The organism is Desulfovibrio gilichinskyi (assembly GCF_900177375.1).
Lineage (GTDB): Bacteria > Desulfobacterota > Desulfovibrionia > Desulfovibrionales > Desulfovibrionaceae > Maridesulfovibrio > Maridesulfovibrio gilichinskyi.
In genome coordinates, this window is the sequence record NZ_FWZU01000001.1 from 993,515 (window position 1) to 1,011,123 (window position 17,609).

A 17,609-nucleotide genomic window follows, 5' to 3' on the forward strand; every position below is an offset into this window, starting at 1 on the left:
AGATGACTCCTGTAATAATTCTAATTGCTCTGACAATGCTCGTTTGCGGCTTTGAAATGCTGCTTGTTTTAGGTGTGCCTGCATTTTTAACCAAAGCTTTTCTTTTTCCAAGAATCCCTGATCCGGTACTCATTCAAAAACTGGTCGGCGGAATCAACGTTTCTACTCTGCTTGCTATTCCTTTTTTCATTTTTGCGGCAGAACTTATGGCCTCTGGACAGATTGCAAAAAGACTTACAGATCTGATCAAACATTTCACTGCTCATAGACTGGGCGGGATAGGTCATACTACGGTTGTCGGCTCAATGGCCTTCGGTTCTGTTTCAGGATCAGCTCCGGCAACAGTCGCCGCCATGGGTAAACTCATGTATCCTGAACTGCGTAAAACCGGATTCAGCGAGAAATTCAGTCTCGGGTTGATAGTTTCCAGCGCAGAAACAGCGTTACTCATTCCTCCAAGCATCACCCTGATTATTTACGGGTGGATGACAGGCACATCTATTACCGGACTGTTTATAGGCGGTCTGGGTGTAGGTATTACTCTCGGCCTTGCCTTCTGCGGACTTGTACTGTTTGAAAGCATTAGAAAAGGCGTAGGCAAAGGCGAAAAATCAAAAATACCATTTACCAAAACATTTAAAGCGGCCTCATGGGCTCTCGGTTTACCCGTAATTATTCTAGGCGGAATTTACTCAGGGCTGTTTACGCCTACCGAAGCAGCCGCTATTTCTGTTGTTTATGCAATCTTTGTTGAATCCTGCATTTATAAGAATCTAACTTTTTCCAGACTGATCAGCATTACTGAAAGAGCATCAATTTCAACAACAATCATTTTCATTCTGCTGGCAATGGGAAGCGTGCTTTCCTATTTTGTAACAATTGCTCAGGTTCCGGTTCTGATAACAAACTTCCTGACAGATATTCAGGCAGGACCAATCACATTCCTGATGATTGTTAACATCGCCTTTTTTATTGCGGGGATGTTCATCGACCCTAATTCGGCACTTCTTATTCTTGTTCCGCCTTTATATCCGGTAGCATTAACCATGGGAATCGACCCTATTCATTTCGGTGAAATCGTCTGCCTTAACATCTGCATAGGCATGATCACCCCGCCATTCGGGCTGGACATCTTCGTTGCTTCCTCAACGCTTGATAAGCCTGTAATGTCAATCATTCAGGGAGTATGGCCATTCCTGTTCATCAATATTCTTGTATTGATACTGGTTACCTATGTTCCAGGTCTGGCTACTTTCCTTCCGGGATTAGTTGCACCTTAAAAGTTTGAGCTAAATAATAAATTAGAAATATGAACATGATTGCACCAGTAAATGTAAATATCGGGGGGACTAACGCTATGAATCCACATCCTGTTTTGGAAATTCAGCCCGGTCTCAGCCATCTGACAAATGAAGCGGAAAAACTGTTTGCCGATCTGGAAGAATTATCCAGAGATACGATAGGCGTATCCCGTCCTTCGTACGGCGAAGGTGAAAGTAAAGCTTTTGATATGATTGAAAGCTTTGCCAAAAATGAAGGGCTAATTACTTCACGCGACGCAGCTGCAAACCTTGTTATAGAGCTTGAAAAAATATCTGATGATCAGGAATATATACTTGTAGGTTCACACCTTGATTCAGTTCCGCAAGGCGGAAACTATGACGGAGCGGCCGGAGTTATCGCAGGGTTGCTCTGCCTTGTTGAATACAAACGCACAGGCACATCTCCTGAAACTCCTGTTAAAGTTATCGCCCTGCGCGGTGAAGAAAGTGCATGGTTTGATGCATGTTATCTGGGATCAAAAGCCCTGCTGGGTAAACTTGGTGAATCAGAACAGGCATTACCGCAGCGCGATGACGGCAAAACACTCGGAACCCATATGGCGGAGTGCGGCGCAGACATTGATAGGATTTCTAAAGGCGAAGTTCTGATTGATACATCGAAAATCAAAGCTTTCTTTGAACTGCACATTGAGCAGGGTCCGGTTATGATTGCCCGCAATCTTCCGGTTGCGGCTGTCACAGGAATTCGCGGTAACATCAGGCACAGAAAAATTAAATGTATAGGCGAAGCCGGACATTCCGGCGCTGTTCCACGCTGGCTTAGAAAAGACGCTGTTTTTGCCACAGCTGATTTAATTACCCGCATAGATGACCACTGGACTACTATTTTGCAGCACGGTGGAGATCTGGTTGCGACAACAGGAATTTTGACTACCAATCCTCAAAACCATGCAATGTCGCGCATTCCCGGCTTAGTCACGTTCAGTTTTGAAGCAAGAAGTCAGTACGAACATACCCTTGCCGCCATTGAAGCTTTGCTACATTCTGAATGCGCCACAATTACTTATGACCGCAAAGTTCAATTTGAATTCGATAAACCTGTAAAAACTCCCCCCGCAGTGCTTGACCAAAGTATTGTTGAGCGCATAAATAAAGCTTGTGGGGATGAAGGTTTGCCAATAGAAGCTATACCCAGCGGAGCGGGACATGATGCGTCACTCTTCGCAAATGCAGGAGTTCCCACAGGAATGATCTTTGTGAGAAACCGCAACGGTTCGCATAATCCTGAAGAAGAAATGGATATTGCAGATTTCATCAAAGGCACATCTGTACTTTACCGCACAATTACGGACTTCAAATAATGAATACTGATGAAATAACCATAATTAGACCTGATGACTGGCATCTTCATCTCAGGGATGGCGATATGCTTGCGGCAGTTCTCCCATACTCTGCAAAAATATACGGCAGAGCTCTTGTTATGCCGAACCTCACGCCTCCTGTGACCACAGTAGCGACAGCCGAGGAATACCGCAGACGGATTATCGCCGCTCGTCCTGAAGGTTCACGTTTTGAACCGCTTATGACCTGCTACCTCACAGATACAACTGACCCTGACGATATTCGGGAAGCGTGCGCAGTTAAAGCTTTCAACGCAGTAAAACTGTTTCCGGCAGGAGCTACAACTAATTCTGAAAGCGGCGTTACTTCCATAAAGAAAGTTTACCCCGTGCTTGAAGTGATGCAAGAACTTAAACTGCCGCTATCTGTACATGGTGAAGTTGTTGATCCGGATGTTGATATTTTCGACCGTGAAGCTGTTTTTATCGATAAGGTTTTAAAACCTCTCCGCAAAGATTTTCCTGAGCTGAAAATTATTTTCGAGCATTTGACCTGCAAAACCGCGGTCGACTATGTTATTGAGGAAGATGAATTCACAGTTGCGACCATAACACCGCATCATTTGGTGCTGACTCGTAACGATCTTTTTAAGGGTGGTATGAATCCTTATATGTACTGCCTGCCTGTTGCGAAAACGTTTGATGACCGAGCAGCATTACGCGACGCAGCAACATCCGGTAATGAAAAATTTTTTCTCGGTACAGATTCCGCGCCGCACCCATGTTCCAAAAAAGAAAAAGCCGGAGCGGCCGCCGGAATTTTTAATGCACCGACTTCAATAGGTTATGTAACTCAAATTTTTGAAGGAAATAACGCACTCGAGAAACTCGAAGGTTTTACTTCCATATATGGAGCCAGATTTTACGGGCTTTCTCCCAATGGCAGCACAATTACTTTAGCCAAACGAGATATACCCGTTTCAATGGACTGGCTCTTCAAAGCGGGAGAGAACACGGTTAAAATATTTAACCCTGACACTCCCCTTTATTGGGAATTGGTTGATTGATAAAGGCTGAACTGTTTTTAAGTTCAGCTTTTTTTACGTATAAAACAACAAAGGAGAGACAATGGGTCCTACCAGTTTTCCAGACAAGGAAACAATAGCTGAAATCACAGCTAAAATGCTTATCGAAGTTAAGGCTGTTCACTTCAGAGCGGATGAGCCTTTCAAATTTACCTCCGGCTGGGCCAGCCCGGTATATATTGATTGTCGCAAACTTATTTCTTATCCGCGTGTTCGTCAGACTCTCATGGATTTCGGAGCTTCTGTCATCCTCAGAGAAGTAGGCTTTGAATCAATTGATTGTATTGCCGGCGGAGAAACAGCAGGTATCCCTTTTGCCGCATGGCTGTCCGACAGACTGATGCTTCCTATGCAGTATGTACGCAAAAAAGCAAAAGGATTTGGACGCGATGCACAGATCGAAGGTGATTTCAGTGACGGTTCAAGAATTCTTCTTGTTGAAGACCTGACAACTGACGGTCGCAGTAAAATTAATTTTGCTGAGGCTCTCCGCCGTGCAGGCGCAGAAGTCACGCATACCTTTGTCCTTTTCCACTACGGAATTTTCCCTAACACAACACAGACTCTCGCTGACGCAGGACTCAAAATGCTGTCTCTTGCAACTTGGTGGGATATTCTCAATGTCTGCAAAAAAGAAGGATACTTCGATTCCAAATCTTTGGATGAAGTAGAAAAATTCCTCAACAATCCAGTAGAATGGTCTGGAGCACACGGCGGAATTTCAACCTACCCGGAATAAATTTATTCTAGAACGGGACATCTTGAACACAAAAAAGGGCAAATCTTTATTAAAGATCTGCCCTTTTTTTGATTATTTTTAACTTATATTATTTCAAACTATCTTAACATTTTAGAACGTCTGCTTGAATAAATCTTCACTGGAGCCTCCTCCACTTTCAGAATCTTCACCAGCTCCTGAAGCCGTCTTAGTCGGCTGAGTCCCCTCTTTAAACGGAAGGAAAAAAGTCTCCTTCGATGAAGGACCTGCAAGCAAGCCGGACGCAGCATCAATCTTGGCAATAACAACACCGTCAGGCTGGGGAAAGTCCATATAAGGATAATCGTTCTCTACTTTCAGGCGGTAATCAACCCAAACAGGACTTGCGGCGCGTGATCCGGTTTCCCACTTGCCCATAGGGGTCAACTGGTCAAAACCGATATAAACACCGGTCAGCAGATACGGCGAAAATCCCATGTACCATGCATCCTGTTCATTATTTGAAGTTCCTGTTTTACCTGCAACAGGTCGGTTAAGAACTTTTGCTCTCCAGCCGGTACCGTGCTGAACAACTTCTTTAAGAAGATTACACATTATGTACGCAGTCTGCGGGCTGATTGCATCATGCACTTCAGGTTTGGATTCATAGAGAAGTTCACCCCATGCACTATTCACAGTCAAGACCAGACGTCCCTTAACGGTCGTACCACCGCGCGCAAAGGCAGAGTAAGCTTCGACCAGATTCATCAGAGTAACGGATGCTGAACCAAGCGCAACGGACAGGTCATTCGGAAAATCACTCTCAAGACCCATGGCTTTCGCCCGCTCTATAATTTTACTAATGCCTATTTTCTGCGCAAGTCTGATTGTCACGAGATTTCGTGATTTTACAAGAGCAGTACGAAGTAATGTCGGTCCGTAAAAAACGCCTTCAAAATTTTCAGGCTTCCAAAGTTTACCTACTGACATATCAGTATATACAAACGGGGCATCCATTAAAATTGATGCCGGGGTAAAACCATTATCCATTGCTGTTGAGTAGACAATAGGTTTAAACGACGAACCGGGCTGTCTTCTTGCCTGCGTGGCACGATTGAACTGACTTTCATGAAATGAATATCCGCCAACCATGGCCTTAACTTCACCGTTCCTAGGGTCCATGGAAACCAAGGCTCCCTGAACAACAGGCTTCTGAACCAAATCAGCAGTCCAGCTGACATCATTCAGTTCAGATGAATCGGCACTTATCTGATGGAAGTTAACTTCACTGCCATCTTTAAAGAATGCTTTGGTAAGTTTAGCCCATACAACATCGCCGACTTTTAAAACTATTGTTGCATCTTTAACAGGACGAACTTCTTCATGTGCTTTATGAATATCCGGTGTACGACACCACGCCATGCTTGCAACAGATATTTTAGCAGAATAATTGCCGAACTTCACTGAGGCTTCTGTTTTAGAAACTTTTGTAACTAATACCTTTACCCAGTAATCCGGCCTAAGGTTCGTAACAGGAACAATTTCGTTTGTTAAAAATTCCTGATATTCCGCAGGTTGCAACTGAGCCAAAGGCCCGTGCCATCCCCTTCTGGTTGATGAATCTTCAAGTCCGGCTCTGACTGCGGCATCAGCGGCTTCCTGATGTTTAAGATCGCAAGCGGTAACAACACTCAGGCCACCGGTATAAACAGCATCTTCGCCGTATTGATCAACCAGCCAGCGTCTGACTTCTTCCAGATAATATGGACCGTTCTGCCAAGATGGATCATCCATACTTTTATAAACGAGCGGTTGATCTATAGCCGTGTTATACTGGTCGCTGTCAATCCACCCGCGTTCGTACATTTGTCCAAGAACGTAAAGCTGACGAGCTTTTGCTTTTTCAGGATGCCTGTAGGGATTATAGCGACTCGGAGACTGCGGCAGCCCGGCCAGCAGTGCGCATTCGGCAACAGTTAATTCATTAACATGTTTTCCGAAGTAGATACGGGCTGCGGCTTCAACACCATACGCACCTGCACCAAGATACAGCTGATTCAGATAGATAGTAAGAATTTCATTTTTATCCAGATAATGCTCAAGCCTGAAGGCAAGAATTGCTTCTTTAATTTTACGGCTGTAACTTTTTTCAGGCGAAAGCAGCAAACGTTTAATGATCTGCTGTGTTATGGTACTACCGCCCTGCTTAATGGAGCCGCCTTTAAGGTTGGCCACAAAAGCTCTTGAAATAGCTGAGAAGTCAACACCGTCATGTTCGTAAAAAGAAGCATCTTCCGCAGCTAAAAAAGCTTTAGGAAGAAGTGGAGTCATTTCATCCATTCTTACCAAAAAACGCTTTTCTCTATAGAAATATCCAAGCACCTTCTTATCATGCGTATAAATAGTTGTGACTAAAGGCGGTTTGTAATCAGTGATATTTTTAAACCCGGGTAAATCTCTGGAAGCCCAGTAATATAGACCTGCCATAGCAGATACACCGAAAATGGCCATCACAAGTATTACAATCAGACTTATTTTATAAACTTTCTTCATCTACAAATCCCGTAAGTTATCAAGTAGGATAACTGTTTCCGGATAATAATTAATCTAAAATTAGATACTGATATCAATCGGCTCAAAAAACTAATCATGGTGAGGATCAAATCCCCATGCACGCCTTAGCGTTTCATGAAGATTCCGAACAGTAACCTGAGAAACATTAAGAGCTTTAAGCAATTTTCCCGGACTTTTATTTTCAAGCTGGGCAAGGCAGGTTGCGACTTCGAGAACATTGATTCTGCCGTCTTCAGTTGTCCAAAAAGGAAATAAACGGCAATAACATGGCCGAGCATCTTGAGGAATAAGGCAACCGTGCTGTCCTAGAAAAAGACACTTTCCACGTTCATCAACGGCTAAGCGATAATGAGTTCCTCCCGGAGGAAACAACTCTTTAACAGCTCTGCGTTGATCGGGAAACAACCTAAATAAATTATCAATAAAAAGGGCGGTGTTCGGTTGTAAAACGAACCCGCCTAAATCGGGAGCGCATTCTCTGATGCGCTCCCGTTCGTATTCTGAAACAGGAAAACAGACTTCTTCACAGCCTGGAGTTAATTCGCAACATGTAGGGCCCTTAGCGGCACAACGTGCGCAAACAAAAGGATCATTCATAAACGAAAATACTCCATTACGACGTTGCTAGCACTTATCTTCCAAACACATTTTACCGGAACCTGCGCAAGGAGGAATTGGATAATCTCCGTTAAAACATGCCAGACAGTAAGAATCTTTATCTTCGACCGACTCCAAAAGTCCATCAATTGAAAGGTAATGGAGAGAATCAAGGCCGATAAAACGTGCAATTTCTTCTTCAGTACTATTGGCAGCGATAAGTTCACCTTTGGATGAAAAATCGATTCCATAATAACAAGGGAAACGAATTGCCGGACAACTGACGCGCATATGAATTTCACGTGCGCCGAGAGCTCTGAGCTCTTTAACCCTTGCGCGGATTGTTGTGCCGCGAACAATGGAATCTTCAATAATCATGATCCTCTTGCCTTTTATCATACTGCGAACAGGATTAAGTTTCATTTTAACACTGAAATCGCGCATATCCTGTGAAGGCTGAATAAAAGTACGGCCTACATAGTGATTTCTAATCATAGCAAGTTCAAGAGGAAGTCCCGATTCCTGAGAATATCCCACGGCGGCGTAGTTACCTGAATCCGGAAAAGGCATAACAAAATCTACATCCATGGGCATTTCTTTGGCTAGAACCTGTCCCATTTTTTTACGTCTTTCATATACGACTTCATCAAAAATAATGGAATCAGGACGTGCAAAGTATATTAATTCGAAGATACACTGTCTTTTAGGAGTCTTATCATCATAAATATAAGATGAGAGATTGCCATCTTCTACAACAACCATTTCACCGGGTTTGATCGGACGAATGGATTCAGCATCAATCAAATCAAATGCGCATGTTTCAGAGGCAAAAACATAATTGTCGCCTACACGACCAAGAACTAACGGACGGAATCCGTGAGGGTCTTTCACAGCAATCATTTTATCATTTGCAAGAATTAAAAGTGAAAAAGATCCTTTAACCTTTTTGCAGGCTTTCATGACTGCATCTTCAATGGTATTGCCATTCAGACTTTTTGCAATCAGATGGACAAAAATTTCTGAATCCATTGTTGTCTGAAAAATTGATCCCTGAGCTTCAAGTTCATCACGAAGTTCTTTTGTATTCACAAGGTTGCCGTTATGGGCAATAGCGAGACGTAAGCCTCCGAAATGAACAACAAAAGGCTGAGCATTCTTTATCAGAGATGCACCGGTAGTAGAATATCTGACATGCCCTAAAGCTATATCACCTTTCAATTCCTTAGCAAGGTGACGCTCGTTGAAAACGTCAGCTACCAGTCCCATACCTTTCTGTTCACGAATGGTTTCGCCATCCCATGTAACAATTCCAGCAGATTCCTGACCGCGATGCTGCATAGAATAAAGACCGAAATAAGTCATTCTAGCTGCTTCGGGGTGACCGTATATTCCAAAGAGGCCGCAATAGTCTTTTTTCATATTTCCTGCTCTTGTATTCAAAAAGGAAAGGACCGGAGTATAACTCCGGCCCGACATTTCCGATTTATTAAATCATGTTATGGTAGTGTTGTAAGCACCTTACATCCAGACCTCTGCCCCGGTGATCCTTTATTGCTAAGGCCATGGCATGAGCTCCGGCTACTGTCGTTGTATATGCTAAACCGTACAACAAGGTGGTCTGCCTGATTTCTTTAGAATCAGAAACCGTCTTCCTGTCGGATGGCGTGTTTATCAAAAGATCAATGTCGTTGTTCTTTATGTAGTCAACAACATGGGGTCGCCCTTCATTCACCTTCAGAATTCTCTCAGTTTCAATTCCCTTTGCATTGAGGAATTCAGCAGTCCCTCCAGTTGCAAGGATCTTGAATCCAAGTTCTTTGAAAATCTGAGCTGTCGGAACAATCGCTTCTTTGTCTCTGTCTTTAACAGAAATAAACACTGTTCCCTCAAGTGGCAACCTCAGCCCTGCGCCGAGCTGAGCTTTCATAAAAGCAAGTCCGGGCAGAACATCCATACCCATAACTTCACCTGTAGAACGCATTTCGGGTCCAAGTCTTACATCAACATTCGGGAACTTATTAAACGGGAATACAGCTTCTTTTACAGAGTAGAATCCTTCTTTACGCTGAGACCACGGATCCAAATCAGCAAGTTTTTCACCGAGCATAACTCTGGTTGCATACTTTGCCAGCTGAATTCCTGTCGCCTTACTTACAAAAGGAACTGTTCTGGAAGCTCTGGGGTTAACTTCAATGATATATACAACATCATCTTTAACCGCGAACTGAATATTCATTAACCCGACAATATCAAGCTCTGCGGCGAGAGCGATTGTCTGACGTTCAATCTCTTTAACGATTGCCGGACTTAGTGTGTGAGGAGGAAGCACACATGCGGAGTCACCGGAATGAATTCCAGCTTCTTCAATATGCTCCATAACACCTGCAACATATGTCTGTTCACCGTCGGAAAGAGCATCAACATCTACTTCAACAGCATTCTCGAGGAACTTATCTATTAAAATAGGATGTTCAGGAGAAACTATCGCTGCTTCACGGAAATACGATTCAAATTCTTCATCACTGTACACAATATCCATTCCGCGTCCGCCTAAAACGTAGGAAGGACGGAGAACCAGAGGATAAGTAAGTTTAGTTGCTATTTTCTGAGCATCTTCAAGGGAACGGGCTGTTCCGTTTGCAGGCTGCTTAAGATCAAGCTTGGTAAGAAGAGCCTGGAATCTTTCTCTGTCTTCAGCGCGGTCAATACTGTCCGGTGAAGTTCCAAGAATCTTAACCCCTGCTTTAAGTAATGGAATCGCCAGATTAAGCGGTGTCTGACCGCCGAATTGGATAATAATTCCATCAGGTTTTTCAAACTCGATAATATTAAGCACATCTTCATAAGTAAGCGGCTCAAAATAAAGTCGATCTGAGGTATCATAGTCAGTCGATACTGTTTCAGGATTGGAGTTGACCATTATCGACTTAACGCCAAGCTCTTCAAGAGCAAAAGCGGAATGACAACAACAATAGTCAAATTCAATTCCCTGTCCGATTCTGTTAGGACCGCCGCCCAGAATCATGACTTTGCGGCCTTCCATCGGTTTAGCTTCCTGACCGGACTCATAAGTTGAGTAGAAGTAAGGAGTATAAGCTTCAAATTCAGCAGCGCAAGTATCAACCAGATAATATGTCGGTTCGATCGCAAGACTTTTCCTGAACGCTCTGACCTCTTCGTTGGATTGTTTCCAGAGAGTTGCCAACTGCGGGTCAGAATAACCGTACTCTTTAGCTTTTCTCAGCATTGCCGGAATTTCTTCATTTCCGGAATACATGCCGACTTCAAGAGTGAACTTTTTAAGTTCTCCTTCAAAGCGAACCAGCTCTTCAAACTGATCTAAATACCAAGGATCAATTTTAGTAATTTCAAATATCTCTTCTGTAGTGAACCCACAGAGCAATGCATCGCGAATAGCAAAAATACGTTTTGAATTCGGCTTACGCAGGAGACCGATTAAAGTATCGCGTTCAATTTCCGGTTTTTCAAAATTTTTACCGAAACCGGGCATTCCTACTTCTAAAGACCGAAGCCCCTTCTGTAACGCTTCTTTAAATGTACGCCCGATTGCCATGGTTTCACCGACACTCTTCATAGAAGTGGTGAGATAATCTTCGGCTCCGGGGAATTTTTCAAAGGTGAAACGAGGTATTTTAATTACGCAATAGTCAATGGTCGGTTCAAACGAAGCCATTGTTTCGCGGGTGATATCGTTTGGAATTTCATCAAGAGTATAACCGATTGCAAGTTTAGCTGCGATCTTGGCTATAGGGAATCCGGTTGCTTTGGAAGCAAGAGCAGATGATCTTGAAACTCTGGGATTCATTTCAATGACTGCAAGTTCACCATTTGCCGGATTGATTGCAAACTGAACATTTGATCCACCGGTTTCAACACCGATTTCACGCATGATCGCGAGCGAAGCATCCCTAAGAGTCTGATATTCAGAATCTGTCAGAGTCTGAGCCGGAGCAACGGTTATGGAGTCTCCGGTGTGAACGCCCATAGGATCAATATTTTCAATGGAGCAAATAATTACGCAGTTATCTTTTTTATCGCGCATTACTTCAAGCTCGTATTCTTTCCATCCTAAAATGGATTCTTCGAGCATAACTTCACTTTGTAAACTTGCTGCAATTCCGCGCATGGCGATCTTTTCAAGATCTTCCATGTTATAAGCAACACCACCGCCGGTACCGCCTAAAGTAAAAGCAGGACGGATAATAATCGGGAAATTTATTTTCTTACCCCAGTAGCGGACATCATCAATATTGCGGGCAATACCGCTGAAAGGGACTTTAAGATTGATTTTTTCCATTGCTGCGCGGAAAAGTTCTCTACTTTCCGCCTTTTCGATAACATCTACGGATGCACCTATAAGCTCAACGCCGTACTTTTCAAGAACGCCGGCCTCGGCAACTGCAAGGGCAGTATTTAAAGCTGTCTGCCCGCCGAGAGTCGGAAGCAGAGCATCAGGTCTTTCTTTTTCAATAATTTTAGCAACCGTTTCCGGCTCAATCGGTTCAATATATGTACGATCGGCCAGATGAGGGTCGGTCATGATTGTTGCAGGATTAGAATTTACAAGGATAACCTCGTAACCTTCTTCTTTAAGAGCTTTAAGAGCCTGAGTTCCGGAATAGTCGAATTCACAGGCTTGACCGATTACAATCGGCCCTGAGCCGATGAGCATAATTTTCTTGATATCAGTGCGTTTAGGCATAAACTCCACCCAAATATTGGTTTGAGATATTATCTTTAGGACTTGTTACGAGACAGAAAGCCATAAAACATTCCTTGCAGATGAGCAAGTCTCTAATTTCCGTCTTTTTTGGTTCCATACAAGTTCTGACATTGACAAATGGTCTAAATGAATTTAAATTTCAATTGCAATGAACATAATTCCAGACACAAAAAAACCAAGACCACTCTCCTGTTATAAGGAAGGCGTGTCAGTAAGAGTTATCAGTTTAGACGGAGGCAGGTGCTTCTGTGGACGACTGCTTTCCATGGGGATTATTCCCGGGACTATTATAAATATACTTAGTAATTACGGAAGAATGACCATCAGAATTCGCTCCTCTGAATATGCACTCGGCAAAGAAATGGCTAAAAATATCCTGGCAATCCCGATATGCGGATGTTGTGATTAAGAGAGAAGATTATGGATTCAAATACCAAATGGAGATCAGTTGAAATTTTAGCCAATGATTCTTCTTCCTTTTCAGCAGATCTTCGCCAAATGAAAAAAATGCATGACCAGTTGCAACAGTCGCTGGGAGTCTGGTCCAACACTCAGGATACTGTTTCTACCATGAATTCACTTAAAAGTTACAAAGAATTTATTGAAAGAACTGAAGGAAGACTTGTAGACATCATTATAGAAGGAGCTTCAGTTCCTTACGATCTTCCTGCGGAAAAAAAAGCTTAAACACTTCCCCAAGCTTCCGACTTTCTTTCAATTTATCACCTACTGATTACCAAACATTTCTTCTACAATTATTTTAATTCATTATTTCAGCAGAATACAAAATAATCACTATTACCCAATTGCCTATTACGGAGTGTTCTGGCATTTTGCCCCCATGAACACCCCTAACACACTAGAAGACCGGATTGAAGTTTTGGAAACCAGTCTTGCAATGCAGGATAGGACAATTGAAGAAATGAACATCTTCATCATTGCTCAGCAGAATCAAATTTCAGAACTTGAAAAGAAAATTGATATTCTCGCCGGGCAGATGAAAGACCTGAAAGATATGGCTTCTGCATCTGGAAATGTAGAAGATGCCCCGCCGCCGCATTACAGCTGATTTTATGTTTCATAAAAATCTTTTTATCTAGAATTTTCTAGATCATAAAAAAGGCAGATCAAAAATGATCTGCCTTTTTTTATTTATCTGAATTACATAATATTAATTACTCTAGGAGACTTTACACCCGTTAGCAACACCGGCTGTAACGGTCAAAAGTTCCATCCCTTCGCCATTGCGAACGGCTAAAATCATACCTTCTGAGACCTCGCCCCGAAGTTTACGAGGCTTAAGGTTGGTAACAACTGCAACCTGCTTTCCTTCAAGTTCTTCAGGAGAAAAGAATTCTGCGAGTCCGGCAACAACATGCCGGGGTTTGTCGTCTCCGGTATCAATTTTAACTATCAGCAATTTATCTGCATCAGGATGCTTGGAAACGGAAAGGACTGTTCCTATCCGCATATCCACTTTCTGAAAGTCAGGGAATTCGATTACACCCTCAACTTCAGTTTCAGTCTTTAATTCTTTATTCTTTTTTGCAGCCTTAGCACTTTTTTTCTTTTCTACCGGAGGAGTTTTTTCAAACTCAACTCTTGGGAAAAGATTCGAAGATGCTGCGACTTCTGAACCATGCTCAAGCAGTCCCCATACATCGACTTCACCTTGAAGATTAATTTTCTCAGGGCGGAAAGTTATTCCAAGCTCAGCCAGCATTTTTTCACTGGCTTCAGGCATTACCGGCCACAAGTGAACTGCAATTTTACGCATATTCTCAAGAAGAACATACATTACGGTTCCAAGACGTGAAATATTTTTTTCTTTATAAAGAGTCCAAGGCTGAGTCGTATCAATATACTTATTCAAACCGCGAACAAGTTCCCAGAGAGCTTCTAAGCCTCTGGAAAATTTGGCATCCAAAAAGCACTGCTGAAAATCTGCCATACCGGTGCGTCCGATACGTTTAATTTCGCAGTCTTCTTCGCCTTCGGTTCCTTCCGGCGGAACCAGTCCCCCGAAATATTTATGAGTCATGGACAGTGTTCTGCTGAAAAGATTTCCGAGATCATTGGCAAGGTCTGCGTTAAGACGGGTAACAAGAGCTTCTTCTGAAAAGCTTGAATCATTACCGAAAACCATTTCACGCATCAGGAAATAACGGAAAGCGTTAACTCCGTATTTTTGTGCCATCTCAAGAGGTTCAACTACATTTCCAAGAGATTTAGACATCTTGGTATCTTTAATGAGCCAGTAACCATGCACATTAAGATTCTGGTACGGCTCAATTTCAGCAGCTTTAAGCATGGTCGGCCAGAAAATAGCGTGCGGCTTAAGAATATCTTTGGCAACAAGATGATTTGCTGCCGGCCAGAATTTTTTAAATTTATCACCTTTCGGGTAATCAAGTGCGGTGATATAGTTGATTAAAGCATCAAACCAGACATATGTAACAAAGTCTTTATCGAAAGGAAGTTCAATTCCCCACTCAAGACGGCTTTTGGGACGTGAAATACATAAATCTTCAAGTTCACCGGACTTAAGAAGGCTTAGCACTTCGTTACGATATCTTTCTGGACGGATAAAGTCAGGGTTGGCATTAATATGTCCGATCAACCAATCTTGATATTTAGCCATTTTAAAGAAATAATTTTTTTCAGCAATATATTCAGGCACAGTTTCATGCTGAGGGCATTTGCCGTCAACAAGCTCTTTTTCGGTATAAAATCTTTCACAGCCAAAGCAATAATGACCGCCGTATTCCCCGAAATAAATGTCGCCCTTATCATAAACTTTTTGCAGAACTTCCGTAACGCATTTGATATGGCGAGCTTCGGTCGTCCTGATAAAATCATCATTTTCAATCTGTAAATCAGGCCAGAGATTCCTGAACAAAGCACTTATTTCGTCAACGTACTCGCTCGGAGTCAGCCCGCCTTTCTCTGCTGCCTGAACTATTTTATCACCGTGTTCATCTGTTCCGGTGAGGAAAAAAGTTTCGTCTCCCATTAACTTATGAAACCTATTCATCGAGTCAGCAAGAATTGTCGTATAGGCATGACCAAGGTGCGGCTTGGCATTAACGTAGTAGATGGGAGTTGTAATAAAAAACGAATCCAAAATCGATCTCTCCTGTTACGGTGACAAAAACAGCGCAATTAACAGCTTTAAATCCAGCGTGTTAAAAATTCCGCGTTAAAATTAAGCTGAAAAATACACTACATATAAAAACATGCAGCCGGATGAACTTTGATACTTTCAACCGGCCGCAAAATTATTCACTGCTTACGGGCTGAACGCCATATAGCCGACAACCCGAAGATAATCAATTCTAGATTTTTGTGTTTTTAATCCGACCCACCGGACGATTTTTTCCTGCGTCTACGCCGTGACGGACGACGATTTCTGGAAGACGGCTTTTTAGCTTGCGATTCTGATTCAGGAGCCTCTACTGGTTCTGAAAAAACTTCTTCAGGCTCAATATCCTCAAGCAGTTCAAGACTGTCACAACTTACGAAAGGACGCTTCTTTTTCTCAGGGCGAGGACGTTCCGGTCTAACTGGTTTAGGCCGTTCGGGCCGGCTAGTCTGCCCTGCATCCGCAGCTTTTACTGATCCTGACCGCCCGCTATAATTATTTCTAACGCTGGGTTCACGGTTTCCGAATTCCAAATCTTCTTTCGGAAGTTCCTTTTTAACGAGTTGATCAGGAGAAGTCGCTTTTAAAACATCCGGCCATTCATCGAGACAAATTTCAATTTCTTCTGCATCATCAGGCTGGATGGTAACGGTATTACTGAAAAAATTCGTTCTTGTAACTTTTACATTACCATGAGCAGTTGTGTAACGTTTGCCGATTTTAGGGCAACGCTTGTGAAACTGCTCGTAATTATCCTGCTCAAATGACAGGCAACACAAGAGGCGACCGCATATACCGGAAATCTTTGTCGGATTCAGAAAAAGGTTCTGTTCTTTTGCCATGCGGATAGTAACAGGCATAAATTTACGCATAAAGCGTCTACAGCAACAAATCTGTCCGCAGTTGCCGATTGCTCCAAGCATCTGCGTTTCATGCCGGACACCGATCTGCCTGAGTTCAATCCGAGTTCTGTATTCTTTAACCAGATCTTTAACAAGCTCGCGAAAATCAATTCTGCCAGGAGCTGTAAAATAAAAAATCATCTTGCTTCGATCAAAGAAAACCTCAACATCAACAAGCTTCATTTCAAGCTTTTGACCGTCGATACACCCTTTACAATACCTGAGTGCATTGCGCGATAAATCCCTGTTCTCGGCATCGATAACAAGATCTTCTTCGGCAGCCAGCCTGTATATGGTTTTAACTGATTCTTCAGTTACATCTTCCGGCAAATCCTGCTGAACAACAAAAACTTTACCAAGCCCCATTCCCTGTTCAGTTTTAACAATTACAGAATGCCCTTCGCGAACAACGAACGGCCCGGAAGAGAAATAATATATTTGACCGAAGTCATTAAATTTAACACCTAAAATTTGAGACATTATTTAAGAACCTTATATAAATCGTCAATAATGACGGATAAAACTTAATTTGAATAGGGTACAATAGACCACTTCCCAAGGAACTTCAATTCAGTTCTACACTTATAACATCTTTAAATAATACATAATAAAATTTAACGCAAAAAAAATCCGCAACTTAAGCTGCGGATTTAGGATTTTTTCAACTAAAAAAATTCTACAAAATATATATCTTACCCATCAATTTATATATCCAGCCTCTGAAATTATCCAGAGCTACATTGAAAAACCTAAATTTTTCATTTCTTTTATCAGTTTGTCTTCTTCAATAGGCTTTACCAGATAAGACGTCGCCCCTCCGAGGAAAAAGGCATCATGTGTTTCCTTACGGTCATCAAGCATTGTAGTAACAATAACCTTTGCAGCATTGTCCACATGGATATTGAAATCTTTTTCAATAGCTCTGATCTCACGTAAAGCCTGCTGTCCATCCATTTCCGGCATAACTAAATCTAAACAGACTAAATCATACCCTTTTCCATCTTCGAGAGCCTGTTTAAAGGCACATACAGCCTCTTCCCCATTAACAGCAATATCACATTGAGCGTAAGGTTTCATGATCTCATGCAACATATTGCGGCAGTAAAAATCATCGTCAACAATAAGCATTCGCATGCAGACGGACCTCCATTAAGGCTAGCTGAAATTAAAACGACAAACTATAAGCAAACTCTGTCACCTTTGAACACGAAAATCAAGTTATGATAACAATCAAAACCAGAGAAA

General features: G+C 42.5%; 14 protein-coding genes. 7 read left to right on the forward strand and 7 right to left on the reverse strand.

All coding sequences use genetic code 11. The features are described from left to right. Positions 1 to 2: 2 nt before the first annotated feature. The 4 genes from B9N78_RS04745 to B9N78_RS04760 all read left to right on the forward strand — a co-directional run bounded on the left by B9N78_RS04745 (position 3) and on the right by B9N78_RS04760 (position 4,447). Positions 3 to 1,280 carry a TRAP transporter large permease gene (locus B9N78_RS04745; protein WP_085099064.1) on the forward strand — a complete coding sequence of 426 codons (1,278 nt, stop codon included), beginning with the start codon at positions 3 to 5 and terminating at the stop codon, positions 1,278 to 1,280. A gap of 35 nt (positions 1,281 to 1,315) precedes the next feature. Then, a complete protein-coding gene (locus B9N78_RS04750; RefSeq protein ID WP_245805457.1) occupies positions 1,316 to 2,644 on the forward strand; it encodes a Zn-dependent hydrolase in 1,329 nt (442 codons plus the stop codon). Then, positions 2,644 to 3,690, forward strand: a complete 1,047-nt coding sequence (pyrC, locus tag B9N78_RS04755) for a dihydroorotase (RefSeq protein WP_085099071.1) — start codon at positions 2,644 to 2,646, stop codon at positions 3,688 to 3,690. Before B9N78_RS04750 ends, pyrC begins: the two co-directional genes overlap by 1 nt. Before the next feature lie 61 nt (positions 3,691 to 3,751). Next, a complete protein-coding gene (locus B9N78_RS04760) occupies positions 3,752 to 4,447 on the forward strand; it encodes an orotate phosphoribosyltransferase (protein ID WP_085099074.1) in 696 nt (231 codons plus the stop codon). 111 nt (positions 4,448 to 4,558) lie between these two features. On the opposite strand, the gene B9N78_RS04765 is transcribed toward B9N78_RS04760, so the two are convergent. The 4 genes from B9N78_RS04765 to carB form a co-directional block, all read right to left on the reverse strand. Continuing rightward, positions 4,559 to 6,958, reverse strand: coding sequence for a penicillin-binding protein 1A (locus tag B9N78_RS04765; protein ID WP_085099077.1), 2,400 nt, complete (start codon positions 6,956 to 6,958; stop codon positions 4,559 to 4,561). 90 nt (positions 6,959 to 7,048) lie between these two features. Then, entirely contained in the window at positions 7,049 to 7,576 is a 528-nt protein-coding gene (locus B9N78_RS04770) for a YkgJ family cysteine cluster protein (protein WP_085099079.1), read from the reverse strand. 27 nt (positions 7,577 to 7,603) lie between these two features. Continuing rightward, entirely contained in the window at positions 7,604 to 8,995 is a 1,392-nt protein-coding gene (gene purF / locus B9N78_RS04775; RefSeq protein WP_085099082.1) for an amidophosphoribosyltransferase, read from the reverse strand. A gap of 67 nt (positions 8,996 to 9,062) precedes the next feature. Beyond that, positions 9,063 to 12,299, reverse strand: coding sequence for a carbamoyl-phosphate synthase large subunit (gene carB / locus B9N78_RS04780; protein WP_085099085.1), 3,237 nt, complete (start codon positions 12,297 to 12,299; stop codon positions 9,063 to 9,065). A 169-nt stretch (positions 12,300 to 12,468) separates the two neighbouring features. Between carB and B9N78_RS04785 the strand changes: the two genes are divergently transcribed. From B9N78_RS04785 to B9N78_RS04795, 3 genes are all read left to right on the forward strand, one after another. Then, complete coding sequence (locus B9N78_RS04785; protein WP_085099089.1) at positions 12,469 to 12,729, forward strand: FeoA family protein; 261 nt, start codon at positions 12,469 to 12,471, stop codon at positions 12,727 to 12,729. 11 nt (positions 12,730 to 12,740) lie between these two features. After that, on the forward strand, positions 12,741 to 13,007 hold the full coding sequence (locus tag B9N78_RS04790; RefSeq protein WP_085099092.1) for a hypothetical protein: 267 nt from the start codon (positions 12,741 to 12,743) through the stop codon (positions 13,005 to 13,007). 154 nt (positions 13,008 to 13,161) lie between these two features. After that, positions 13,162 to 13,389, forward strand: a complete 228-nt coding sequence (locus B9N78_RS04795) for a SlyX family protein (protein WP_085099095.1) — start codon at positions 13,162 to 13,164, stop codon at positions 13,387 to 13,389. A 111-nt stretch (positions 13,390 to 13,500) separates the two neighbouring features. Here B9N78_RS04795 and metG read toward each other — a convergent pair whose 3' ends face one another. The 3 genes from metG to B9N78_RS04810 form a co-directional block, all read right to left on the reverse strand. Then, positions 13,501 to 15,444 carry a methionine--tRNA ligase gene (metG, locus tag B9N78_RS04800; RefSeq protein ID WP_085099098.1) on the reverse strand — a complete coding sequence of 648 codons (1,944 nt, stop codon included), beginning with the start codon at positions 15,442 to 15,444 and terminating at the stop codon, positions 13,501 to 13,503. Between the two features lie 227 nt (positions 15,445 to 15,671). After that, a complete protein-coding gene (locus B9N78_RS04805) occupies positions 15,672 to 16,844 on the reverse strand; it encodes a PSP1 domain-containing protein (protein ID WP_085099100.1) in 1,173 nt (390 codons plus the stop codon). 255 nt (positions 16,845 to 17,099) lie between these two features. Then, entirely contained in the window at positions 17,100 to 17,498 is a 399-nt protein-coding gene (locus B9N78_RS04810) for a response regulator (protein ID WP_085099103.1), read from the reverse strand. Positions 17,499 to 17,609: the final 111 nt, after the last annotated feature.

Bases quoted from the DNA above. Each gene is read 5' to 3' on its own strand.
- B9N78_RS04745 (WP_085099064.1), top strand. From the start codon at position 3: ATGACTCCTGTAATAATTCTAATTGCTCTGACAATGCTCGTTTGCGGC.
- B9N78_RS04750 (WP_245805457.1), top strand. From the start codon at position 1,316: ATGATTGCACCAGTAAATGTAAATATCGGGGGGACTAACGCTATGAAT.
- pyrC (WP_085099071.1), top strand. From the start codon at position 2,644: ATGAATACTGATGAAATAACCATAATTAGACCTGATGACTGGCATCTT.
- B9N78_RS04760 (WP_085099074.1), top strand. From the start codon at position 3,752: ATGGGTCCTACCAGTTTTCCAGACAAGGAAACAATAGCTGAAATCACA.
- B9N78_RS04765 (WP_085099077.1), bottom strand. From the start codon at position 6,958: ATGAAGAAAGTTTATAAAATAAGTCTGATTGTAATACTTGTGATGGCC.
- B9N78_RS04770 (WP_085099079.1), bottom strand. From the start codon at position 7,576: ATGAATGATCCTTTTGTTTGCGCACGTTGTGCCGCTAAGGGCCCTACA.
- purF (WP_085099082.1), bottom strand. From the start codon at position 8,995: ATGAAAAAAGACTATTGCGGCCTCTTTGGAATATACGGTCACCCCGAA.
- carB (WP_085099085.1), bottom strand. From the start codon at position 12,299: ATGCCTAAACGCACTGATATCAAGAAAATTATGCTCATCGGCTCAGGG.
- B9N78_RS04785 (WP_085099089.1), top strand. From the start codon at position 12,469: ATGAACATAATTCCAGACACAAAAAAACCAAGACCACTCTCCTGTTAT.
- B9N78_RS04790 (WP_085099092.1), top strand. From the start codon at position 12,741: ATGGATTCAAATACCAAATGGAGATCAGTTGAAATTTTAGCCAATGAT.
- B9N78_RS04795 (WP_085099095.1), top strand. From the start codon at position 13,162: ATGAACACCCCTAACACACTAGAAGACCGGATTGAAGTTTTGGAAACC.
- B9N78_RS04805 (WP_085099100.1), bottom strand. From the start codon at position 16,844: ATGTCTCAAATTTTAGGTGTTAAATTTAATGACTTCGGTCAAATATAT.
- B9N78_RS04810 (WP_085099103.1), bottom strand. From the start codon at position 17,498: ATGCGAATGCTTATTGTTGACGATGATTTTTACTGCCGCAATATGTTG.